This window comes from Schaedlerella sp. (genome assembly GCF_056796775.1).
The window spans coordinates 101185-125640 of sequence record NZ_JBQIKP010000006.1 but is presented as its reverse complement, the minus strand read 5'-3'; the positions used below and the strand labels follow the sequence as shown (position 1 = coordinate 125640).

The window sequence follows — 24456 nt, the reverse complement described above, 5'->3', positions numbered from 1 at the left end:
TACGTCCCTTTTCTATTTCAAATTACCGCTGTTTCTTATTCCTTCCCATTAAAGCAATACGTACACAGCTTGCAGGGTGACAGTCCGATGGATGCGATCAGATCATCCAGCCTGTGATACCGCAGTGTCGTGAAGTTCTGCTGCTTCCGGATCTCTTCCAGCATTTCCTCATATCTCGCGCTGCACGGATCCGAATACTCGGAGAGCACCTCCGGAGTGACTTCCTCCTCCCGTTCCTGGATCACCCGTCTTGTGATCAGATCCAGATCCGACTTGGAGCGTGAAAAATTCAGATACTTGCATCCGTACAGCAGCGGCGGGCACGCCGGGCGGACATGAACCTCCTTTGCCCCGCTCCGGTATAAAAATTCCGTGGTTTCCCGAAGCTGGGTTCCCCGCACGATAGAGTCGTCGATCAGAAGCAGCTTTTTCCCCTTGATCAGCTCCTGCACGGGGATCAGCTTCATCCGGGCGATCAGATCTCTCTGGCTCTGGTTCGCAGGCATAAAGGATCTGGGCCAGGTAGGTGTGTACTTGATAAATGGCCTTGCATACGGAATCCCGGATTCGTTGGCATACCCGATGGCATGCGCGATCCCCGAATCCGGCACACCGGCAACGATATCCGGGGATACGGAATCACTGTCCCGCTTTGCCAGCATGCTCCCGCAGGTATAACGCATCTCCTCCACATTCACTCCTTCGTAGGATGAGGTCGGATATCCGTAATACACCCACAGGAAGGAGCACATCTTCATCTCCGTACCCGGAGCGCCGACGGTCTCCACACTCTCCGGTGTCACGAAAACAATCTCTGCCGGCTGCAATTCCTTATAATGCTCAAAGCCCAGGTTGATATACGCAAAATTTTCAAATGAAATACAGTAGCCGTCTTCCCGTTTTCCAAGGACTACAGGGGTACGTCCATACCGGTCTCTCGCCGCATAGATCCCATCCTTTGTCATCAGCAGGATGGTCATGGATCCGTCCACAAGCTCCTGCACATAGCGGATCCCTTCTACAAGCGTATCGGACTTGCAGATCAGGGAAGCGATCAGCTCTGTCGCATTGATCTGTCCGCCGCTCATCTCCTGAAAATGAGAACGCCCCGCGTCATAGGTTTCTCTCAGCAGCTCTTCCAGATTGTTCACCTTGCCGACCGTTGTGATCGCAAAGCTGCCCAGATGGGACTGGATCAGAAGCGGCTGGGGCTCATAGTCAGAAATACACCCGATCCCCAGATGCCCGTCCAGCTCCTCCGCATCCTTTTCAAACTTTGTCCGAAACGGAGAATTTTCGATATTATGGATCGCTCTCTGAAATCCTTCCTTCCCATACATCGCCATTCCGCCGCGCCGTGTGCCAAGGTGAGAATGATAGTCTACCCCGTAAAACAATTCCAAAGTACAGTTTTTCTTTGAAGCAACACCAAAAAATCCACCCATATGTCTGTCTCCTTTTTTGTCAGTCGTTACAGATCACCGAATGACCAGTTCTCTGCAACTGTCAGCCGTGTGAAATTCATACACAGTTTAGCACGAAATGCTTCCAAAGTCAAAACCTGTCCAACTGTACGGTTGCAATCCGAAATCTCAGTTTTATGCAATTTATTGCAATAAAACTGAGATTTCGGATTAGCAACCTACTCATAAATGAGCAAAAAAGCGACTGCGTTAGCAGACGTTAGCGTGCGTAAGCACGGTTTTTGCGAATGGATGAGTAGGTTGGAGGCTCTTTAGAGCATCCAACCGTACAGTTGGAAACCTGTTACAGCATCAGTCCCCGATACCGGTTAAAGCAGGCAAAGATCTCCTGTCTTCTAGGCATGGCCAGACACGCCACATTGGACGGGCTCTCACACAGGCCGGCCAGCCCACTTTTGCGGATCTTTTCCTCCAGCTTGTCCACCACATCCTGCACCGGAGTCGTACCGCCGAAGAAGTTCTTCTCCGCATACCGCACACAGTATCCCAGAGCCGTCACCTGCTCGCTGTCCGTAATCTGCTCCACATAGCGCAGGTCAATGCTTTCCCGGTTGATCTGCACGCCCTCGCGCCCCATAGTCTTCATCTTAATCCGGTCATTTCCCCGGTAAGCCCTGTTCTGGCTCGGACACCTTCGGAATACCGGCTTTTGGGCAGGCTCCTCCAGTCCGCTCAATGCCGGAAAATTCTCCGCTTCTTTTTTGGCTTCCGCCGTAATCTCCCTGGGTACATACCGGTCCATCTGAACGATCGTATCCGCAATGTGGAAATACGCCCCCGAGCTGCCCGCTACGATTACAGTAGAGATCCCATAGCGTTCATACAGCTCCCGGATCCTGTCAATAAAAGGCGTGATCGGTTCCATATCCCGGTGGATCACCCGCTGCATCAGTTCATCCCGGATCATAAAATTAGTGGCGCTGGTGTCCTCATCAATCAGCAGAGCCTTTGCTCCCGCCTCCATCGCTTCCACCACATTGGCCGCTTGGGATGTACTTCCGCTGGCATCCTCGGTATAGAATCCGCAGGTGTCCTTTCCATTAGGCAGGTCATTGATAAACATGGAAATGTCCGTCTTTTTGATGCTCCGTCCGTCCTCCGCGCGGATTTTGACCGCGGATGCGTCGGTGATCACATACTCCCGGCCGTCCCCCGCAATGTGATCATAGACCCCCAGCTCCAGCGCCTTCAGAAGGGTCGATTTACCGTGATATCCGCCCCCCACGATCAAAGTGATCCCCTTGCGGATCCCCATTCCGGTGAGAGTTCCCTTATGCGGAAGCTCCATGGTCACTTCCAGCTCCTTCGGGGAACGAAACGACACCGCCCCTTTCATGGGACGCGGCGAGATACCGGATTCTCTGGGAAGGATAGAACCATTCGCTACAAAGGCGGTCAGTCCCTGTACCTCAAGCTGTCCCCGGATATACTCCTGATCCTCCGCCAGATCAATGGCCCCACGCACCTTCTTCTTATCACAGGTTCTGTAGTACAGCGATCTCTCCACGCAGTCCGGCAGGAAATCAAACAGGATCTTTTCCAGTTCCCGCGCGTTAATGGTCCGCCCATTGGCTGGGAATCCGATCTCCAGGCGCACCACGATATCTCCTGTCTTTGCGTCCATATGGAAAGCCGTCCGCTCCAGAATCTCCTGTCCGCATCTGCTGATGGAGATCAGTCCGCTCTTTCCGGAGCCTTTGGCCTTAAATGCGTAGCTCTCCGCCGCACGGTGAAACTGTCGGGTCAGGTAATCCTGCAGCGCCGTCCTCTGGCAGTCTCCGCAATACAGTTCCTTCGGGAAGCCTGCGATCCCGCCCTTCATATGCACACTCACCTTTGACGGCGACGCGAAAGGATCTCCCTGTACATGGTCGATGGAAAGCACATACCCCTGAAACTGGTATGTGCCCTTCGTGTCCTTATACGCCGGATATCCCTTATGGTCAATCCTGTGCAGTAGATTTCTCAATTCTGTTGATGTTCCCACGTTTTATTTCCTCCTGAATCTGTGTATTGCAGGTCTCAGATGGTTACTGTTCACACGGCGTCGCGCGCCCTGCCGCACGGCGTCCGGCCAATAAAGTAACATTTGCCATAATATCCAGCCTCTCGCCGAAGGCGACTTAAAATAGGCTGGATACTGTTACTGGAACGCCCAAAGGGTGTGAACAGTAACCTCAGATGATCTCCTGCATTTTCTCCACTTCCTGCCGGTCCTCGGCACTGAAATTCTTCTCAAATTCCGCTTTCTGCCTCTTAGCCTCTTCCTGCGCCGGAACCCAGCCGGGAGCCTCCTCCGGGCAGATCCCATACTTCTCAAATACAGGCAGCAGTCTCTTCATTCTCGTTTCAAACGAAGGATACCCGGGTCTGTCCTGTCCCCGCCAGCCGACCTCCGCAGAAGCCGCAAACCTGGGCCAGCAGAGAGTTTCCAGTCTTTTTTCATTCCGGACATGCTCCGTCCAGATCAGACATTCTGTTCCCAGGATCCGATCTTTTGCCTTTGTCAGTCCTGCCGGACATTCTTCCAGCTCATAGACATCCCGAAGCGATGTGATCCCATACGGATAGTCGCAGTAACAGTTCTTCACAATGGATATAACGGCCTTCCCGCCCCGTTCCATATGCTGTTCCAAGCGGTTCTCCTTATCCTCCGTCCAGAGCTGCACGATGGTATCCGGGTCAAGATTGCCCCCGTATGCGGCCTCATTCCATACGATCACGGTACGGCCCTTCGCTTTCAGATACGCAGTGATCCGGTTTTCCATATATCCCTGCAGCTGCTGCAGGTTCTCAAGCCCTTCCTCCTCCATCCGCTTCCGGCACAAGGGGCAGCTGCTCCAGTATTCCTTGGGCGCCTCATCCCCGCCGATATGAAAATATTTCCCCGGAAATAGTTCCAGAAGGTCATCAAGAAGCTGCTCGATAAACACAAAAGTCTCTTCCTTCCCCGCGCACAGGATATCTCGGAAAATCCCTGCCCGCGTCTCCACCAGAATCTGCTCCCCCCGGCAGCCGTACTGGGGATAGGCCGCCAGCACCGCAGTCACATGTCCGGGCATATCTACCTCCGGGATCACTTCCACGCCCAGCTCTCCGCAGTAAGCCACGATCTCCCTGACCTGTTCTCTTGTATAATACCGGTCCTCGGTCTCGTCCGAATCATAATTCCCCATATGGTCCCCCCTGCGCGCCGCGCCAATCTCATGCAACAGAGGAAACTTCCTGCATTCTATACGCCAGCCCTGGTCATCCGAAAAATGCCAGTGAAATTTGTTTAATTTAAAATGTGCCGACATCCGGATCATTTTCTTCAATTCGTCCGCCGGAATAAAATGTCGGGCGCAGTCGATATGAAATGCCCTCCACGAATATGCCGGGCAGTCCTCCACCGTCAGGCAGGGCAGGGTATCCCCGCACTGCAACCGGATCTGCTCCAGCGTTGACTTGGCATACAGGCATGCTTTTTCACTCCCGCCCGCAATCCATATGCCGTCCTTTTTCAGCTGCAGACAATATTCCTCTTCCCCCATATCAGGATCTGTTTTCTTTTCCCGGATCACAGGATCCGCATTGCCTTCCTCACCTGCCAGGATTTTCTTTGGTTCCGGTATGATTGCAATCCGCGCCATAATACCTCCTTCTGCTTTTACAGCAAAAGCCAGGTATCATCCTGGCTCTTGAATACCAACGTATGTGGAAAGACTGCCGATGGCAGGCCTTCTGTATTATTCTCTCTCCCGCCACTGTTCCTTGCCCCCGTCGGACCATACGACCATATTCCTGCCGGATTTTTTTGCGGTATACAGCATGGAATCCGCAATCTTCAGATATGTATCATATACATCCCCGTTCTTCGGGACAACGGTGACTCCGCCCACACTGACCGTAATCCATCGGAATACCGGGGAATTGTGCGGTATATGCAGGTTTTCGATAGCCTGCCGGATCATTTTCAGATATTCATAAGAAGACTGGGCGTCATTGCCTACCAGGATCGCGACAAACTCTTCCCCGCCGTAACGTCCCACAAAGTCCGTTGCACGATGCAGGAAGGAGGATGCGGTCTTTGCTACATTGGTCAAAACCTTATCGCCCGCCGGATGGCCGAAGCTGTCGTTATAAATCTTAAACTTATCTATATCGAAGATACAGACTGAAAACGGGATCTCGAGACGCAGAGCCTCCCGCCACTTCATACGCCATTCCTCCTCGTAGCGCCTTCTGTTCGCGATTCCGGTCAGTTCATCGACCATGGCCAGCTTTTTATAGTGCATCTGCCTGTCAAATGACCGAAGCTGCGCATTGATCCTTGCCTTCAGAATTGCGGGAACCACCGGTTTTGTGATATAGTCTACCGCTCCCAGAGTCAGCGCCTCTTCCTCATGCTGTATATCGGCAAGGCCTGTCACTACAATGATCGGAATATACCTGGTCAGTATCATGTCCTGAAGCTTTTTCAGCAGTGTAAATCCATCCATATCCGGCATAATGATATCCATAAGGATCAAGGAATACTTTCCGGACATGGCCTTTTCAAGTCCGCTTTCAGCATCATGGCATACAGTCACATCATAGTCCGTTTCCAGAATTGCTTTTAAAGAATCGCCCACTACAATACTATCATCTATTAACAATATCTTGTCCATGATTACTTCCTTTCTGAGGCGGGGTGAGGCATGGAACCTGCCCACAGTTATATGATACCGTCTCTCTCCACTCTCTGTAGCATATCACAAAATCGGACGAGAATCAATCAATTCCCGCCCTTTCCTTGTGGGAGTCTCCCCTAATCAAAGTCGAACTTTTCATACCTCTTATGCATTGCCTTATATCGGATCCGAACCGTCTCATTTCCCGCGAGTACGTCCTGCTCCGTCCCGGTAAACTGGCAGCGCAGGCAGTAATATTCCTCTTTTTCCTTATCATAAAACATATCGATATCCAGATCTCTCATGAAGCAGGACGGGCACCGGTAGTTTAATCTGCCTTTTCCAGATTGAGCCATGTCGCGTATACCTCCCTTTCTGAAATCTTTTTCTTATACTCCAGAGTAAACATCGGAGAAAATGCATAGCCCTCCCGGATATATCCCTCTCCGCCGCCGCTCTGCGTCATGGAAACCTTCGTCTCAATGGCAGGGATCACTGCGGATACCGCTTCCGCATTGTCCAGACTTTCCTCTCTGCACTTGTATTCATAGACAATGCTCTTCTCCTCGCTGCCCTCACATTTCAGAAGGATGCCGCTCATGTCCTCCGGATATTCCGTTGTTCCATAGCATGCTACCATGTATTCAATCAGCTCCGCTTCCGCGCCGGGATCGCTCATCTCCAGGATCGTTCTCTCAATCTTAACAGAGCCGGCCCCCTCCTCAAAATACTCCTTTGTCTGAAGCTTCACGGTCAGATCCGCAAACTCAATGGTCACCGGATCCAGCGTCAGGATCCGTGTCCTTCCCTCCTGTGAAAAATGCGCTTTCGTACGACACAGGCACAGGTCCACCTCTTCCCCGTTATGGCAGAGCTTGGCGCTCCGGATGGTTCCTTCCCCTGCATAGTGTGTAAAATAACCTGCCCGATATTTTTCCTGGATCAAAAACGGATAGGACGCATCCTGCACATGCTTCGTACCGATGCCCACCTCCCATCTCAGCTTGGCGGCATAAGGACGCAGATCAAAGATCGCGCCGCCCTGGTCCATATTCACTCCGGCCCGCATATAAGGATCCGTATACCAGAACACCTGCTTGTCTGAACCGTAAAGGATATCGCGCCAGAGGGCGCATTCCGGCTCGGTGTACGTCTTCTTCCGCCGGTAATAATCCGCAAATTCCGACATGGTCATGTCTATGAGCTTTCCCTCTTTCTTAAGATCTCCATAATATCTGCATCCGTCGGAATAGGATTTGAGCAGCAGCTCGTAAGGCGCCTCCCAGCGGCCCATCTTGTTCATCCAGCCGGGACCTACAAACATCATATTGTACGCGTAGCCGTTGTTGTACTTTTCCTGGGCGCGGTACTGATCGATCAGGTTATACAGGTACGGATACTCCCAGGTCTTGGAATCATAGATCATGCCCCGCAGTACATTCTGCGGATGCGTCCCGAAGTTGGAGCCGTTTCCGTCATAGCAGGCCAGCAAATCCCTTGACAAATGCGGAATCGCAACGATCCCGCTGTCCTCTGCCTCATCTGCCGCAGGAGCATGGGTATTCTGTTTGGAAGGGATCCAGGGTGCCCATGGGCCGCCGTCAAACAGCGTATACCAGGAATTGTTGCAGGTGTGATATGCCTTCGGCCCTTCCTCCCAGCAGGTGGCAACGGCACACTTCACAGAAGGGTAGGCTTCCTTGATGTAATTGGTCAGGTCCGCATCCATATAGTAAGAGCCTGTAGATTCCGGATAAAAACCAAAGGTTTCATAGAATTTGCCGAACACATCATTGACGATCTTCTTTTTGTCTTCCATGGAAAACATCCAGATACAGAAATCCTTTGTATGGTATTTCTCACGGAATTGCTCGCAGGGCAGTCCAAGAAGAGACAGAGCGATCTCATCCCCGTATTTCTCATGATCGTCCTTTGCGATCTGCACCGCCTCCGCATTGAACAGGGAAGCATAGGTCATATGGATCGTGACCTTCAAACCATTTTCGTGGGCCAGCCTCTGCTGTGTCCGGAAAATGTCCAGAGATTCCGTCAGAAGCTTCTTATTTCCGATGTCCTCCTCCTTGCCATGCCCGGTCACCGTGGCGGAATACTCCGGCACCATTTCCGGACGATGGATCACATTTAAAATAAAGTCACTCATTTTTTACTCCTTTCTGCGTTGATAAAAAAGAGTTTCGCAAGCGAAACTCTTTTTTCCAAAATTTCTTCTAGCTGCGCGGCTGCGTTAGCAGACGTAAGAGTGCGTCAGCACGATTTTTGCGAATGGATACGTGGGTTGGAATTTCTTTTATTTCACCGCACCGGTAATACCTTCTGCAAACTGCTTCTGCAGGATGAAGAATACAAGCATGGTCGGAATTGAGCAGAACAATACGCCCATCATGATCATACCGTAATCAATCTTGTATCCGCCGATGGTATTGGCGATCAACATAACCATGTTCAGGGACTTTCCGTCTGTCATGATTACCTTCGGCCACAGATATGCATTCCATGCATTCATGAATGTGATAACAGCCGCTGCCGCATAGGTCGACCTCATAGTCGGAAAGAACATACGGAAGAAGATCTGTACCTCATTCAGTCCGTCGATCCGGGCCGCTTCAATGATGTCGATCGGGAATGCTCTTGCATTCTGGCGGAACATCATGATCATAAACGGCGTCGAGATCATCGGAAGGAAGAAACCAGCCATTGTATTCAGCAATTTTGCCGAACTGAACATCTGGAACAATGGGATCATGGTCGCTACCTGAGGAACCATCATTGCCAGAAGCAGGATCGAGAACAGTTTGTCTTTCCATTTGTCATGATAAATCTCAAAACCATAGCCGGCCAGTGAACAGATAAACAGACAGATCACTGTCACCGAGATCGCGTACAGGAAGGAATTGCCCATTGCCCGGGCCAGCGGCTGCTGCGCAACCAGGTTCCGGAAATTCTCCGCCGCAAAGCTGCCGGGAAGGAGACGTCCCTTTGAGATATCAATATAGTTATTCGTTGCCGCAGAGATCATCCATAAAAACGGAAATACAGAGATGATCGAAAAAATCGTCAAAAATATGTAAGTAGGAATCAGCCTGCGCTGGATCATTGATCTGTTCTTTTTTTCAGTCACGTGTATCACCTACTTTCAGATTGATAAATGCAAGGATTGCAACAATGATAAATACAAAGAATGCCATAGCGCTTCCGTAGCCAAAGTTCGGAGCACGCAGGAAACATGTATTGTAAATATAGTGTGACATTGTGATCGTAGCATTTGCCGGTCCGCCGTTGGTCAGGTTGACTGACTCGTCGAACAACTGCAGCGTACCGTTGATGGACATGATAAATGTCATGATAATCGTCGGTTTCAGCAGCGGTACGGTAATGCCCCAGAATGTCTTCCAGCCGTTGGCGCCGTCAATCTTTGCGGCCTCATATACGGAATATTCAATATTCTGCAGTCCTGCCAGATAGAATACCATGTTGTATCCTGTCCATCTCCAGATCAGGGCCAAGATGATAACCATCTTTGCCGTCCCGGCATTTCCCAGGAAATTGTACCCCTCTTTAAAAATCCCAAGTGCCACCAGCGCATTATTCACAAGACCATCCTGTGCAAACAGGAATCTGAAAATAATTGCATAGGAAACCAGTGATGTTGCACAAGGCAAAAATACACAGGTACGGAAAAGCCCTTTAAATTTCAAGTCGCGGTTATTCAAGAGCTGTGCCAGAAGGATCGCAAGCACCAGCATGATCGGCACCTGAACTGCCAGATAGAAAAATGTGTTGGTTACAGAGCGAAGGAATACTCTGTCTTCAAACATACGCGCATAATTGGATATTCCTGTAAACGTGTAGTTCGTGCCTCTTCCTGTCTGTAAGGAAAGGAGAAATGCCCTGACCATCGGATAAAAACTCATAACTACGATCATCAGCGTTGCCGGAGTCAAAAACGCCCAGCCGGCAGCTTTCTGCTTTGCAAGTAAGCTCATACCTTTTTTCTTAGAATCCACTAAAAGACCCCCTTTACTTGTCAATTTACTGCATTTTGAGACGCAAAAAGGGGAACCGCCAGGGCGGTCCCCCCGCATAGTAGCTTGACTTATCTGTTCGGTTTCCTTACAGATACAGCCTGACTTATGATTTATTGATAGTAGAATTCAGCGTCTGCCTGTGCCTGCTCTAAGACTGCATCCTTCTCTCCTCCGCCGGACATGATATCCTGAATTGCGGTAGAGACAACTTCACGTACGTCATAGTAGTAAGCACTTGTATTGTTGGAAGGTGTCTTCTCTGCAAAATCTACAACCGTTGCAAAGATCGGCTGGTCACTCCAGAATTCCTGCGGAGCCTGATAAGCTTCGGAATCGCCTGCCGGTCCCCATGTACTGATTGCGCCTGTGGTCGGAAGAATGTTCTCATACAGCGTTACGCTTCCTGCAAATGTCTTTGCCATGAAGTCAAATGCAAGGTCTGTATTCTGGCAGTTAGAGCTGATATACCAAGAAGATCCGCCGTTGTTGGAGTAGTTTGTAGCGCCTTCTGTTTTCATCAGCTTCGGCATATTTGTGATCGCCCAGTTACCGGACGTATCTTCCATACCCATGATGGTTGCCATGATCCAGTTACCATTGATGGTGCCTGCGCACTGCTCGTTTGTAATGGAGGATACGTACTCATCCCACTCATTTACTTCGTAAAAGATGCCTTCTTTTACCATTTCCTGGTAGATGTCGATACATTCATTCAGCGCATCGTTGCCAACCAGGTTCGGAGTTCCGTCTTCGTTGAACAGAGAAGCGCCTGCTGACTGAAGCATCATCATGATGATATCCTGGCTGTTCGCCTGTCCGGAGAGCATGTACTTACCGGTCTTTTCCTTTACAGCCTTACCGATCTCGATAAACTTATCCCAGTCGATATCTGTCAGATCATCAATCGTATATCCGGCTTCGTCAAGAATGTCTGTACGGTAGCAGGAAATCACGGCGCCGTTATCAAACGGAACTCCGTAGTTCTTGCCTTCTACAGTTGAATATGCAAGCTTACCTTCTGCAAACCCGGAAAAGTCGATTCCGCTGTCTGTCAGATCTGTAAATGCTTCCGGATAGAAGGATACAAACTTCTGGTAAGAATTGTCCTGCATCAGGATAATATCTGCCATCGTGCCGAAGTCGCCGGACTCCGCGCATGTCTGAAGCTTGGTCTCGCAGTCATCGGACAGAGTCTCAATTACTTCAAGCTCAAAATCCGGATCAACTTCTGCCTTATAGATCTCTCCAGCTTCTTTGATCGCAGGGATGTTGAACGCAGGATCCCAGGTCCATACGGTCAGCTTATGTCCGCCCTCGGAACCGCCGCCTGAACTCTCATCTGACTCTGCCGTGCTCTCGGAGCCGCTGCCGCTGTCACTGCCGCTTCCGCTGTCGCCGCCTCCGCATGCTGCCAGAGATACTACCATCACACCTGCGAGCAATACTGAAAGTAACTTTTTCTTCATATACATTGTCCTCCTTTTTTCACCATCTAAAAAGCTCTCACTCTTTGTCCGGTTTGTTATGATAAGATTGTACCAAATGCATTTTTCTCATAGTATGCAAATTCGCCCTAAAACTGTGCATTTTCAACTGCATTTGTTATTTATGCACTACTGCGAATTTTGTCAAGAGTCTTTTTTGTGGAATATCACAATATAGAAGGTTAAAAAGTGGAATCAAGCGGACATAAACTGGTTATATTTCCCTGAAATTCTCCGTTTTCTTCTGATTTCCATATATAAAGAACTTTGAATATATGCACAGAAATGCTGAAATAATCGTAGTCGCCCCCACCCGTAAAGCGGGTGGCTCGGACGCAGGCTATAAGCCCGCACTACTTGGCTGCGCCTCAAGACGCTGGCTTCTATTTTACTTGTGGGAATGGTTCCTCACATCCCATTCCCACCGTTCCATAACAGGCCGAGAACTGACGGTATCTGTTTTTACTGAAGCGCCATTGCCGCATAAAAGCCTTCCCTGATCGCATTGCCGGCTTTTGCCACCTTCTGGCAGTCCCCGATCAGAGTCGTTTTCAGCGGATATCTGTCCGCGATTGCTTCTGCTACAGCAGAATTTGGCTTCTGTCCAAAAGCGGTAATGATTGCTTCCGCAGGAATCACCTCCGTCGTTTTATCCGCTTTTTCCACTTTTACGCCGTCTGCTTCAATCCCCACTGCCTTCGTATTGGTCAGGATCTTCACCTTATATTCTGCCAACATCCGGTCGAGACTGATCTTATTGATCATCATCACGTCTCTCGCACAGGCATCCATCATTTCCAGGATCGTCACTTCTTTTCCGTCCATCGCAAGCTCCAGAGCCGCGTCACAGCCGGATAGTCCGCCGCCGCATACTACCACCTTCTGCGCCTCTACCCCTTTCCTGTGCGCATCTGTCACGTCAGCGACCCGCGGATCATCCATTCCGCTGATATTTGGGACAAACGGCACCGAACCTGCTGCCACAAAGATTTCATCTGCCGCGGCAAGCTCCGGACTTTCCGGCGTGATCTTCGTATTAAGCCTGATCTCCACACCAAGCTTGTCAAGCTGGACACCATACCATGTGATCAGTTCACGGATCCTCTTCTTAAAAGGCGCAGTGGCAATCGCGCCGAAGGTTCCTCCGATCCGGTCAGCTGCTTCATATACAGTAACCTTACAACCGCGGAGCGCCGCTACCCTTGCCGCCTCCAGACCGCCCGGGCCGGCTCCGATAACGGCAATATTCTTGCTCTCCGGCAGTTTTTCAATCTGTGTCGTGCCTTCCTGGCATACCTGGATATTCACGGTACAGGACAGCTGGGTCAGCCTTCCGAAAATACGTCCGATACATTCCTCATTGCAGATCAGGCAGGGACGGATGTCCTCGCGCCGTCCTTCTTTCAGCTTTTTCGGGAAAAACGGATCTGCGATCAGCTGACGTCCAAAGCTGATGATATCCGCATTTCCTGATTCCAGAAGAGCGGCTGCCGTCTCCATGGAATGATTCCCTGCATTGATGATCGGCACTTTCACATGCTTTCTGGCCTCTTCACAGACATATGCCATACAGCCCTCCCCCGTATATCTTGTCGGGAAAATATAGTCCATCGTCTCATAGCATCCGGAATCAATGTCAAATGCATCTACTCCTGCCTTTTCCAGCAGTTCCAGTATCGGCATGGAATCCTTCAGCGTGCGTCCGCCTTCGTACATATGGTCCAGGGAAATCCGGAACAGAATCGGGAAATCCTGCCCCACTACGCCGCGGATTGATTCTACGATTTCTTTTGCAAAACAGGTCCTGTTCTCCCAGGAGCCGCCGTATTCATCCGTTCTTGTGTTCCACTGCGGAGAGATAAACTGGTCGATCAGGTAACCCGCATGGCCGTGAATCTCCACTGCGTCAAAGCCCGCATTCAGCGCAAACTGAGCACCTGCCGCAAAATCCTTCATGATGTCCTTGATCTCCTCAGTTTCCAGGGGTCTGCAGATCATCTCCGGATTATAGAAGGATGGGTTCGCAGAGGAAGAAATCGGCACACGCTCTCCGATATCCGGCATTCCGTTCCGTCCGGTACCGCAGCTTAGCTGCAGGCCGATCTTCCCGCCCCATCTGTGGATTCTTTCCGTCATAACCGTAGCCTTCGGGATCGCTCTTGTATTGTGCAGAGCAAGTGTCGGGCCGCCCTGCGCTGTTTTTTCATTCAGGAACATGGCGCCGGTCATGATCAGGCCTGCGCCGCCCTTTGCGCGTTCTTCATAGTAGCGGATCCCTTCCTCGCTGTCTGTTCCGTCCTGCATGGGCGTAAAGGTCCCCATTGCCGAAAGCATGATCCTGTTTTTCAGCCGCATATTGTTGATCTTGATCGGCTGTAATAATTTCGTATAATCGCAGCTCATTTCTCGTTCTCCCCTCTGTTCTTAGATTGCTGTCCATCCGCCGTCGCATGTCAAAATGGTACCTGTCACATATGTAGATTCTTTCGCCGCAAGGAACACAATGGAGGAATCCAGCTCCCCTTCTTTTCCGGGCCGGCACATCGGAGTCCGAATACCGATAAACTCGTCCATCGCCTCCATTGCTTCCGGTCCGTTTGCTTCCGACGCAAAGAATCCCGGGCAAAGCGCATTGACCGTCACACCTTTCGTCGCCCATTCCGTAGCCGCCTGGCGGGTCATATTGATCACACCGCCCTTTGCCGATGCATACGCAATAACCGGAAGCTCCTTCAATCCGCCTTTTCCAAGAATGGACGCAATATTGATCACACGTCCATAGCCTTTTTCCAGCATGATTTTTCCGAAATACTTCATGCAGTAGAAAGTTCCGTCCAGATCAAGTGAAAGGACTTTCCTCCACTCTTCATCCGGAAGCTCCTCCAACGGGATGCAGCTGCCGCCGCCCGCATTGTTGACAAGGATATCTACCGTTCCATATTCCGCCACCACTTCCTTCACCGCATTTTCAATCTGCGCCGTATCCGTTACATCGCATGCTACGGAGAGGCATCTGACTCCTAATGCTTTTATCTCTTCCGCCACCGCATCCAGTTTTTCTTTTCTTCTTGCAAGGATTGCAAGGTCTGCCCCCTGGCGTGCCAGCGCCAAAGCAAACTGCCGTCCCAAACCAGCCGATGCTCCTGTTACTACAGCTACATTTCCACTCAGATCAAACATATTCTTATCCTCCTTCTATCCGTCCGCTCCCGTAGATCTACTGTTCAACCACAAAAGCGCTTTTTCTTTGTTAAATGCATTATATGACAATATCACCCGTTTTTCATCGGGTACTATTCCGAAAAAAACGCCCTCATTTTGTGCGTCTGCACAATTTACTGCCTTTTCCATTTTTGTAGATTACGATATTTTTTTAATGTTTCAAATCCATTTTTTATTCAATATGCATCATCCATGAAGCTCAGACAAAATAATTCTAAAAAATTCCCATAAAATAATAATGAATTATCATAAAGTTTATTATATAATAATTTTGCATTTATGTTATTTCTCACAACTCAGCTCATTGCTTCATGGGAATAAAAATCTGCAATTATGAAAACAGAGGGTTAAACGATGGAAAATACAGTTGATTTTTTACGGTTATATGAAGAAATGTTCAAGACGCTGCCATCCGGCGATATCCAGGAATTACTGGATATCTGCTGGGAGATCATAGGCGTTCCGATCCTGGCGGTGGATATTATGTATAATGTGCTGGGAATCTCCCCTCAGACAAAAACCGGGGATTATCAATGGGATTATCTTCTGGAAAACCGGGGGTATGAGACGGATATGATCGTACAGCTTTATGAGGAATGCAGTCCGTCAATGAAAATGAAGCCCCTTACATCGTAGACTGGGGCTCCTGCAAGGGCGCCCCCAAGATCCAGGGTATCATCCGGGTCAATGATATCATTGAAGGCTATGTGACCATGAACTGCAAAGACGCGCCGATCACATCCGACAAAATGAAAGCCATGGAGATCATCCAGAACACCTGTGCTTTTTTCTTTAAGGACCGGGAGTCGGAAAGCAGCATGCGCTATACCTATCTGAAAACACTGACCGGGGAACTCTTTCATCATCGGATCCATTCCAAAAAGCAGCTGGAACTGTGGTTTAAAGACACCGGCATCCGTCTGGAGCCGCCCTATCAAGTCGTTGCGGTCAGCACGGATGAAACCAATGAAAAAAATGTGCTTTCCTACATCCGAAAGTCCATTCGGCAGTTTTTCCCCTGCCAGCTTGCTTTAATCCAGCACAATGTTCTGCTGATCCTGCAGTACAATATGAATATCGCAAAAAATACCGAAGCATCCGAAAAGCAGTTCCATACCATTTTGGAGAAATTCAACGCCCACTGCGGAGTGAGCAATACGTTTGATAATCTGCTGGAGCTGGCAAGCTTTCAGATGCAGGCCGAGGATGCGATGAGACTGGGAAGCCGGTTAAATCCACGATATCGGATTGCCTACTACGAAGATTATTATCTGCCCGCGATCCTGCTTCCCCGCACGGAGCAGATGCCCCGGAGCAATTACCTGTCTCCGGTCATCGCAAACGTACAGGCATATGACAAAGCCCATTCCACGGACTTTCTGCCTACCCTGCAGGTCTATATCAACAGCCTGCGCAGCACGGCGGAAACTGCGGAAAGCCTTCATATCCACCGCAATACGCTTCTGTACCGGCTCAATAAGATTGAAGAGCTGACCGGTGTCTCTCTCGAAGATCCTCATACATTTATGCATCTGATGATCAGTTTTTACATGAGCGAATTGGAGGGCCGATGATAAAAAGCGGTATCAGAAAAAACACAGATTTCCCAGGTAAGGAAACCTGTGTTTTTTTCTTTGATATCGTATATTCCGTCACACCAGAAACACCCGCTCCGGATACAGCCTTTTCAGCGTCTGGAGCATCTCCTCGTCCAGGTCCAGCAGAAGCTTGATTTTTGTTCGGTTTTCTATGGCGATCATCGTAAAATAAGGCGTATCCTCCTCATAGGACGTATAATCATACTTGGGAAGTTTCACCCCGCCTGCGTCCCTGCGGTACTTTGCCACAGCCTCGTGGCGGTTCGGCGCGGTCACCTCCATCTCCGACAGCTCCAGGATATGAGCGGTCTTGCGGTAGCGCTTCCCCAGAATGACATCAATGGTCAGCCTTCCGCTCTCCAGCCGGTATTCGTATTCCTTCTGGCTGTAGACATCATACCCGAAATACAGCGCCACCAGAAGAAATCCCGGAAGCATGAACCCCTGGGAGATCGTTACCCCCAGCAGCAGGATGACCACCGCAAAAATGATCATTACCTTCCGCAGGATTCCTGTCATCGCTTTTGGCTTTCTTTTTACCTGTTTCACAATCGCATAATCATACATCTCTTTTCATCCTCCCTGTCGTATCTTCCTATAACGCTCACACGGCGGAAGCCCCATCTGTCAGCCGCGCGCAGACAGACGTTTTTCCGCTGTCACAGTTTTTTCCCGCTCTCCGCCTTTCTGTACCGGCTCGGGGTCTGTCCCTTGCATTTCTTAAATGCCTTGGAAAAATACAGGTTGTCCTCGTATCCTACGGAATGCGCGATGGCCGTGATCGGCATATCCGTCTCCCGGAGAAGCCTGCACGCCTGCCGGATCCGGTATTCCTCCACATAATCCTTGGGCGATATCTTCAGGATCTTTTGGAACATCCGATACAAATAACTGCGGCAGACCCCGGTATATCCCGCAATATCCTCGATCGTAATGGGATAGGAATAGTGCTCTTCGATATAGCGGACCGCCTGCTCGACACGGCCTGTCTGCAGGTTCTTCTGTTTCGCCTCCGCCGAAGAATTTTCCATCAGCATGGCGATCATGGAATACAGCGCTCCGGTCATGGAAACCGCATCATAAAAGGTATTGCCCTTTGCCTCATACACCTGCCGGATCTTCCGCTCGATCTCACCGCTGATTTCCGCCTGCTCGAGCACAGGGGACTCCTCCGAAAAATCCGTATGGTTCAGAAGGTAAAACGCGTCGGTCCCGGCAAAGCCTACCCAGGTATAGACCCAGGGCTCTTCCTCGTCGGCCCGGTAACATGCTTCCATATTTGGATAGATCAGAAATGTATCTCCTTTTTTCAGATCATAGGTCTTTCCCCTGATCTCAAAATGCCCTTTGCCGCTCAGCACATGGTGGAGCAGATAATGGTCGCGCACCCCCGGCCCCCACTGAAATCCGGGCGTACATTTCTGGCTTCCCACATTGTATACCGAAAGGGAGCTTAACAGTCTGTCCTCCGCATAATAAGAACGAACCTCATCTTCCGTTGGATTTGTCATCTGTCCTCTCCTCCTTTTGTCTGTTACAGTATAACTCTATCCGCTCTGTCAGGCAACATTTTTCCATGCATTTGCAATGATTTTATATTGTATTTCGGTTTACTTTCCAGCATAATGGAGAACATATCGTGTTACTATCATCGGCAGAGCAGCTGCAGGCCGGCAAAAGCTCGGAACCCCGCAGCGCGCAAAGAACGTAATCAGGAGGTATACATCATGTTTGACTACAGCAAAATCAAAGATCCCGAATTTTTTAAGGAAAACGTGGTCCCCGCTCATTCGGACCATGTCTGCTATCCGGACAGGGACCACCTGGACAGGGGTGAGAATCCTTTCCGCTTTTCCCTGAACGGCATCTGGAAGTTTTCTTACGGAAGAAATCTGGACGACACGGTCCAGGGCTTTGAGGCGGATGACTATAACTGCAGAAACTGGGGAGAGATCCGGGTGCCTGCCCATATCCAGATGGAGGGCTACGATGTCCCCGCTTATCTGAACGTGCAGTATCCATGGGACGGCCGGGAGGAGATCCTGCCCGGGGAGATTCCCACCCGGTTCAACCCGACGGCAAGCTATGTAAAGTATTTTACCCTTCCGGAATCCATGAAGGGCATGCCCGTATACATTTCCTTCCAGGGTGTGGAGAGCGGCATGGCGCTCTGGCTGAACGGACAGTATGTGGGCTACAGCGAGGACAGCTTCACCCCTTCGGAATTTGACCTGACCCCCTATGTCCGGGACGGCGAAAACAAGCTGGCCGCGCAGGTCTTCAAGTGGACAAGCAGCAGCTGGACCGAGGATCAGGATTTCTACCGGTTCTCCGGCATTTACCGGGATGTGTATCTCTTTACACGGCCAAAGACGCACATCTGGGATCTGAGCGTCCGTACCCTACTGGACGACAGCTATCAGGCAGGTCGGCTTGTGATCGACGCGCTCAGCTGCGGAAACGGCCGGATTGAGGCAGAGCTCCGGAAGCTTCCGGCCGCTGACGCGCCGGCTTCCCTCTATGCAGCCAACGCGCCAGAAGAGGCACCATTATTCGCCTCCGCCGCATTTGACATGAGGGAGGGGGAAGCGCACCTTTCACTTCCGGTATCCGGCTTCGACCTGTGGAGCGCGGAGGAGCCCAATCTCTATGAGTTGTTCCTGCAGGTCTATGATGAGAACGGACAGCTTGCGGAGGTTCTTTCCGAATATGTGGGCTTCCGCCGATTTGAGATGATCGATCATATCATGTGCCTCAACGGAAAACGGATCGTATTTAAGGGCGTCAACCGCCACGAGTTCAGCTCCAAAGCCGGCCGAGTTCCCCAGGAGGATGAGATCCTGCAGGACATCACCACCATGAAGCTGCACAACATCAACGCCATCCGTACCTGCCACTATCCCGACGATTCCCGGATCTACCGGCTGTGCGACCGCTACGGCCTGTATCTGATCGATGAAAACAATCTGGAGTCCCACGGTTCCTGGGACAGCTACGCACGAGGCAGGGACAGGGATATGAGCCGGATCGTGCCCTGCGACCGGGAGGAATGGAAGGCCATGATGCTGGACCGGGTAAATTCCACTTACCAGAGGGACAAAAACCACCCGTCCATCCTGATCTGGTCCTGCGGAAATGAATCCTTCGGCGGCACCGTGATCCGGGATATGGCAGACAGATTCCGGGAGCTTGACAATACCCGGCTTGTACATTATGAAGGGATTTTCTGCGACCGCCGCTACAATGAGACGAGCGATATGGAGAGCCAGATGTACACATCGGCAGCCAAAATCCAGGAATTTCTGTCCGAGCACCGTGACAAGCCCTTTATCTGCTGCGAATATACCCATGCCATGGGCAATTCCTGCGGCGGAATGCACAAATACACGGACCTGACCGATACGGAACCCCTGTACCAAGGCGGCTTTATCTGGGATTATGTAGACCAGTCCATCTATAAAAAAGACCGTTACGGAAAGGAATTTCAGGCATACGGCGGAGATTTCGGAGAACGTCCCACCGATTATAATTTCAGCGGAAACGGGATCGTATACGGCGGAGACCGCACTCCTTCCCCGAAGATGCAGGAGATCAAATACAATTACCAGAACATTTCCGCGGAAGTATCAGCAGATAAAGTAATGATCCGCAATAAGCACCTGTTCACAAATACCAGCGCCTTTGACTGCGTGGTCACGCTTGCGAAAGACGGGGTCCCGGTCTATGAAGCTCCGATGGACACTGCCGTTGCGCCGCTGTCCGAACAGGAATATGCCCTTCCGGTCCGCCGGGCGGACCAGCCGGGTGAGTATACCGCCACCGTTTCGTTCCGTTTGAAGGAGGATACCCTCTGGGCAAAGGCAGGCCATGAGGTTGCGTTTGGACAGACCTTCTATACCGCAGACGCTTCCGCTGCCCGCAGAGCATGTACCAAACCGATCACCGTCGTAAGGGGAACCCACAACGTGGGCGTCCGGGGCGAGAATTTTGAAGTGCTGTTCTCCGAGTTATTCGGCGGACTGTCCTCCTACCGCTGGGGCGGCGTGGAAATGCTGGAGACCATTCCGAAGCCGAATTTTTGGCGGGCGCCGGTAGACAATGACGAGGGCAGCCAGCTGATGGCGCAGTACGGGCAATGGAAGCTGGCAAGTCTCTATGTCACTCACAAGAACCTGGAGACCAATCAGTTCGAGGATGTGGTTGTGGAAGAACACGAAGGCTCCGTGACTGTGACCTTCCTCTATCATCTCCCCACCAAGCCGGTAACCTCCTGTACGGTTGCCTATACGGTATTCGGGGACGGCACGGTCGAGACCACACTGTCCTATGATCCGGTGAAGGAGCTGGGCGATATGCCGGAATTCGGCATGATTCTGAAAATGAATGCCGACTATGACCATGTGGAATGGTATGGAATGGGTCCTGCCGAGACCTACACGGACCGCTGCGAAGGCGCGAAGCTGGGGATCTACAGGAATCAAGTGATGGACAATGTAGCCCGCTACATGGTTCCCCAGGAATGTGGAAACAAGGTCGGCGTCCGCTGGGCGAAGGTGACCGACAGGCGGGGCCGCGGACTCATGTTCGAGGGAGATTCCATGAGCTTCTCCGCACTTCCCTGGACGCCCCATGAGATGGAAAACGCGCGGCATCCCTACGAGCTGCCGGAGGCGCACTACACCGTCGTCCGGGCAGCCATGCAGCAGATCGGTATTGCCGGGGACGACAGCTGGGGAGCGCGTCCGCTTCCGGAATATCTGCTGGATATCAGCAAAAAGATGACCTTTACCTTCCGGTTCCGGGGAATCTGACCGATAGGAAGTGGTCCTTTCTTCCGGAAAACGCTGCTTTAAGACAACTATAAATCAGGAGTCCTGAAAAAGGGGCTGCCGGGAACTAACCCGACGGCCCCTTTTCTATTTTTTTCATATTCCGCAATCTCCTCCGATACAGACTGATCTGTCAGCTTTACCAGCCAGCCTCCGAATGAATCTGGAACTTCAAAAGCTGCTGCTCGAAATTTTCCGGGCGCTTCCGCCATTCATAGGGCGCGTAGCCCATGATCTGCTTAAAATTCCGGTTAAACGTGGACAGGGTGTTAAAACCGCATTTATGCGCGATATCGGATACCGGAACGTCTGTTTTTTTCAAATACTCGCAGGCCGTCCGCACACGTACCAGATTGATATATTCCAGAGGACTCATTTTCATATACGCAGAAAAAATCCTCCGGAAATGCGTCTCGCTCATATGGCTCCAGTCCGCCAGCTCTCCTATCTTAAGCGGCTCCATATAGTGGAGGGTGATGTAATCCAGGGCACGCGAGATGGGAATTGTCACATTCCCCTCCAATTCCTCATTTTCCTCATATTCCGGTTCTTCGATATGGTTTTCCCGGGCAATGTTGATCAGAAGCGCAGTCAGGATCCCTTTTGCCTCTTCCAGATAGTACTCCTTTGTCTCCCGCATAATCTCCAGGAGCTGTCGAATCAGCTTTGCAATCCCAGGAAATTCTTTTACGTTTACAAGAAAGGCACGGGAATTGATCTTCTGGATCATACGTTCTGTTCTCATGGGGGTGCCCCCCCCATTGTGTTCCCGCAGGAAACCTTCCACATCCACAAACAGATACTCCCACTGGCTGAACGTGCCCGGGTCACTGTTGGTCGTATGGGGATAATTCTTCGGTATCACGGTAAACTGGCTGGCCTTAAATCTCAGGTTCTGCTCCCCAAGCACCATATCTCCCTGCCCGCCGTAGCAGTACCCAATCTCCAGAAAATTATGAAAATGTAGAAAATCTACATCCCGGCCATAGGACTGCAGCCACTTCTCGCCCAGCAAGGCCAGAATCGGGCTCCCTTCCGGCATCTTATAGTACCGAAACTCCATTTTGGGTTTTTTCCTTTTGCTCATAGGATATCCCTTTCCTTTTTTCATCCGCAGCAGAACTTCATCTGCTTTTTCTGGTATCTGCCATCCCGTATGCCCGAAGCTCCTGGTGAAATGCGGTCCGTCTGGAATATTGGCTCCGATATTCTTCCATGACCTTTGCCTTTGCCCACAGCTCGCCCCTGGACTCCCGGACTTCCCCCAATGCGGCCGCAAAAGCCGCGCATTCGCCGTAATAGTTCCTGTGACTCTTCTCCATGATCCCTTCCACCCGCATCTGGGTCCATTTTTCCAGCCGCTCCAGGATGGCTTCAATCTCCTCCTCCGAAGCATGGATATTCGTCCGCCATTTCCGGAAGCGCTCCCAGAAAAATGTCTGATCGTCCTCTTTTGTGCCGCGTCCTGTGCCATTCAGATATGCTTCCGCCCTGAATTCCACGGATGAAACATATTTGCGGAGCATTTCCCTGCAGCCCTCCGGCAGCTCCTCTCCGTCATAGAGGTACAGGAAGAACAGCGCCATGCCTTCCTTCATGAATGTCCCCGTCCATCCCAGCGCATATTTATCATCCATACATGTTTCGATCACCTGCCGGAATTTCCCGTCAAAAAACAGCAGGGAACCGCAGGTCCTTCGTTCCGGCCGGTTCTCCTTTCTCTCCCCGGACTGGTACTGCCCGTCCTTTATTTTTGCCGGGTTGGAAAGCAGCTTTGTATAGATCTGTTCCGCCTCGTTCCTGTAACGATCGGCCTCCTCGCATTCCAGGACCAGCCGCAGATAATTTTCGATGCTGCTGTCCGAACGAAATGCCTCAAGCCAGCATTGCTCCGCACTCTCCCGGTCATTTTGCGTCAGGGCGGCTTCTGCTGTCAAAAGCGCCGCTCTGCTCCGGATCTGATAGCAGGGCCGGATCCGCTCCAAAGCCTCTTTTCCGATCGTCAGCCCTTCCTCCGGCTGTCCGGCCGCTTTATATTTTTCCAGAGCCTGCACGTATAAGCCCGGATGCAGATCCGTATATTTTCTGGCTGCGCACAGCAGCGCTCCCGGATCATCCGCCAGGGAAACCGCTTCCTCCAGGAACCGCTCTGCCACCCGGTCCCCCCTCTGTCCCAGATAGTCAATCCATAATTTCAAAAATTCCTGGAACTGGTCCAGCTCCTTTTTGCTCTGCTGCATCAGCTTTTCCAGAGTCACTTCCCTCGAAGCGGCATTGACCAGCATCCAATAGAGCTCGTTGGGCCTCTCCTCCGGCGCGTTTCCCCAGTAGGCGGCCAGCAGCGCTTCTAAGACAAATTTTTCATAATCCAGCGTAATGATGCTGTGATATTCCAGATCCCGCAGCCTGAAGTCTTCCCCGCCGAACTCTCCGTTCACTTCTACATGCATCAGCAGCAGAAGGTCCGCCAACCCATACCCCTCCTCATACAGCTCGCTGTCCACACAGGCATGCAAAAGGCCGCAGGCTTTCTGGATCGCCTCCCCAATATAGTCCGGATCCTTATAAAAATATTCTTCATCGGAGCTGTCATACCATTCATTGTACTGTTCATTCAGCACTTCGATCAGCATCAGCTCACCGCTGTCGATCATCTCCAGCTGCTTCCGGATCTTTTTCACTTCCTGCTTTAATTGCTCTTTGTTCAGGTTATCCTGCTTCTCTGCATAATCCGGATTCACATTCTCCCCTTTGAAAAAGGACAGCCGTTCGAGAAATTCATCCCTTTTGTACTCCGGGATACCGCGCGCATAATCGTGCAGGAATGCGGAAATATTCTCTGCCGGCATACTCCCGGATATCTGATCCACTTTCTTCATAAATTCCGTAAGGTTCATCTCTTTAGCTCCTTTTGTATCACATGGCGCAGTACCAATGTCATGTGATTTTTATCTGCCATGTATTCTCATAGAATCCATTTTATCATATGATCTGCGGGCTTTCAATTATAAGATCGCCGTAACAGCGTAATAGAAAACAATTTGTTACAGGTCACACCTTGACCAGGCGTGCCCTGTAACTCAGGCCGTCATTTAAAATTGCCTACGGCAATGGACGGCCTGAATAGCAGCTTTTATGTGC

General features: G+C 50.8%; 18 protein-coding genes. 3 read left to right on the top strand and 15 right to left on the bottom strand.

The features are described 5' to 3' along the window. Positions 1-35 precede the first annotated feature (35 nt). The 11 genes from ACTOY7_RS05045 to ACTOY7_RS04995 all read right to left on the bottom strand — a co-directional run bounded on the left by ACTOY7_RS05045 (position 36) and on the right by ACTOY7_RS04995 (position 14846). Positions 36-1445 carry an amidophosphoribosyltransferase gene (locus ACTOY7_RS05045; protein ID WP_300822203.1) on the bottom strand — a complete coding sequence of 470 codons (1410 nt, stop codon included), beginning with the start codon at positions 1443-1445 and terminating at the stop codon, positions 36-38. Positions 1446-1767: 322 nt separating this feature from the next. Beyond that, a complete protein-coding gene (locus ACTOY7_RS05040) occupies positions 1768-3471 on the bottom strand; it encodes an ABC-ATPase domain-containing protein (protein ID WP_482670938.1) in 1704 nt (567 codons plus the stop codon). 190 nt (positions 3472-3661) lie between these two features. After that, positions 3662-5116 (bottom strand): beta-N-acetylhexosaminidase, encoded by a 1455-nt coding sequence (locus ACTOY7_RS05035; RefSeq protein WP_482670937.1) that lies wholly within the window; start codon positions 5114-5116, stop codon positions 3662-3664. A gap of 96 nt (positions 5117-5212) precedes the next feature. Further along, positions 5213-6133, bottom strand: coding sequence for a diguanylate cyclase (locus ACTOY7_RS05030; protein WP_160281406.1), 921 nt, complete (start codon positions 6131-6133; stop codon positions 5213-5215). Between the two features lie 140 nt (positions 6134-6273). Further along, a complete protein-coding gene (locus tag ACTOY7_RS05025) occupies positions 6274-6492 on the bottom strand; it encodes a hypothetical protein (RefSeq protein WP_160281405.1) in 219 nt (72 codons plus the stop codon). Further along, positions 6465-8297, bottom strand: a complete 1833-nt coding sequence (locus ACTOY7_RS05020; RefSeq protein ID WP_482670936.1) for a DUF3863 domain-containing protein — start codon at positions 8295-8297, stop codon at positions 6465-6467. The genes ACTOY7_RS05025 and ACTOY7_RS05020 overlap by 28 nt, the downstream gene beginning before the upstream one ends. 147 nt (positions 8298-8444) lie before the next feature. Beyond that, a complete protein-coding gene (locus ACTOY7_RS05015) occupies positions 8445-9251 on the bottom strand; it encodes a carbohydrate ABC transporter permease (RefSeq protein WP_160281423.1) in 807 nt (268 codons plus the stop codon). Between the two features lie 16 nt (positions 9252-9267). Next, positions 9268-10161 carry a carbohydrate ABC transporter permease gene (locus ACTOY7_RS05010; RefSeq protein ID WP_300822198.1) on the bottom strand — a complete coding sequence of 298 codons (894 nt, stop codon included), beginning with the start codon at positions 10159-10161 and terminating at the stop codon, positions 9268-9270. Between the two features lie 131 nt (positions 10162-10292). After that, a complete protein-coding gene (locus ACTOY7_RS05005) occupies positions 10293-11648 on the bottom strand; it encodes an extracellular solute-binding protein (protein WP_300884215.1) in 1356 nt (451 codons plus the stop codon). Positions 11649-12128: 480 nt separating this feature from the next. Next, positions 12129-14069: an oxidoreductase gene (locus tag ACTOY7_RS05000; RefSeq protein WP_482670935.1), complete on the bottom strand. Its 1941-nt coding sequence runs from the start codon at positions 14067-14069 to the stop codon at positions 12129-12131. A gap of 21 nt (positions 14070-14090) precedes the next feature. Next, positions 14091-14846, bottom strand: a complete 756-nt coding sequence (locus ACTOY7_RS04995; protein WP_300884210.1) for an SDR family NAD(P)-dependent oxidoreductase — start codon at positions 14844-14846, stop codon at positions 14091-14093. A 396-nt stretch (positions 14847-15242) separates the two neighbouring features. On the opposite strand from ACTOY7_RS04995, the gene ACTOY7_RS04990 reads away from it, so the two are divergent. Together ACTOY7_RS04990 and ACTOY7_RS04985 are read left to right on the top strand one after the other, a co-directional pair. Further along, positions 15243-15524 carry a hypothetical protein gene (locus tag ACTOY7_RS04990; RefSeq protein WP_300884208.1) on the top strand — a complete coding sequence of 94 codons (282 nt, stop codon included), beginning with the start codon at positions 15243-15245 and terminating at the stop codon, positions 15522-15524. Continuing rightward, a complete protein-coding gene (locus tag ACTOY7_RS04985; protein WP_394683026.1) occupies positions 15485-16462 on the top strand; it encodes a PucR family transcriptional regulator in 978 nt (325 codons plus the stop codon). Before ACTOY7_RS04990 ends, ACTOY7_RS04985 begins: the two co-directional genes overlap by 40 nt. 78 nt (positions 16463-16540) lie before the next feature. Here ACTOY7_RS04985 and ACTOY7_RS04980 read toward each other — a convergent pair whose 3' ends face one another. Together ACTOY7_RS04980 and ACTOY7_RS04975 are read right to left on the bottom strand one after the other, a co-directional pair. After that, complete coding sequence (locus ACTOY7_RS04980) at positions 16541-17053, bottom strand: DUF6106 family protein (protein WP_160281401.1); 513 nt, start codon at positions 17051-17053, stop codon at positions 16541-16543. Positions 17054-17145: 92 nt separating this feature from the next. Continuing rightward, positions 17146-17997, bottom strand: coding sequence for an AraC family transcriptional regulator (locus tag ACTOY7_RS04975; protein WP_160281400.1), 852 nt, complete (start codon positions 17995-17997; stop codon positions 17146-17148). A gap of 216 nt (positions 17998-18213) precedes the next feature. On the opposite strand from ACTOY7_RS04975, the gene lacZ reads away from it, so the two are divergent. Then, on the top strand, positions 18214-21297 hold the full coding sequence (gene lacZ, locus ACTOY7_RS04970) for a beta-galactosidase, LacZ type (protein WP_482670934.1): 3084 nt from the start codon (positions 18214-18216) through the stop codon (positions 21295-21297). 157 nt (positions 21298-21454) lie between these two features. Here the strand turns inward: lacZ and ACTOY7_RS04965 are convergent, their stop codons facing one another. Beyond that, complete coding sequence (locus ACTOY7_RS04965) at positions 21455-22402, bottom strand: helix-turn-helix domain-containing protein (RefSeq protein ID WP_300884202.1); 948 nt, start codon at positions 22400-22402, stop codon at positions 21455-21457. A gap of 37 nt (positions 22403-22439) precedes the next feature. Beyond that, entirely contained in the window at positions 22440-24212 is a 1773-nt protein-coding gene (locus tag ACTOY7_RS04960) for a hypothetical protein (protein WP_482672482.1), read from the bottom strand. Positions 24213-24456 lie beyond the last annotated feature (244 nt).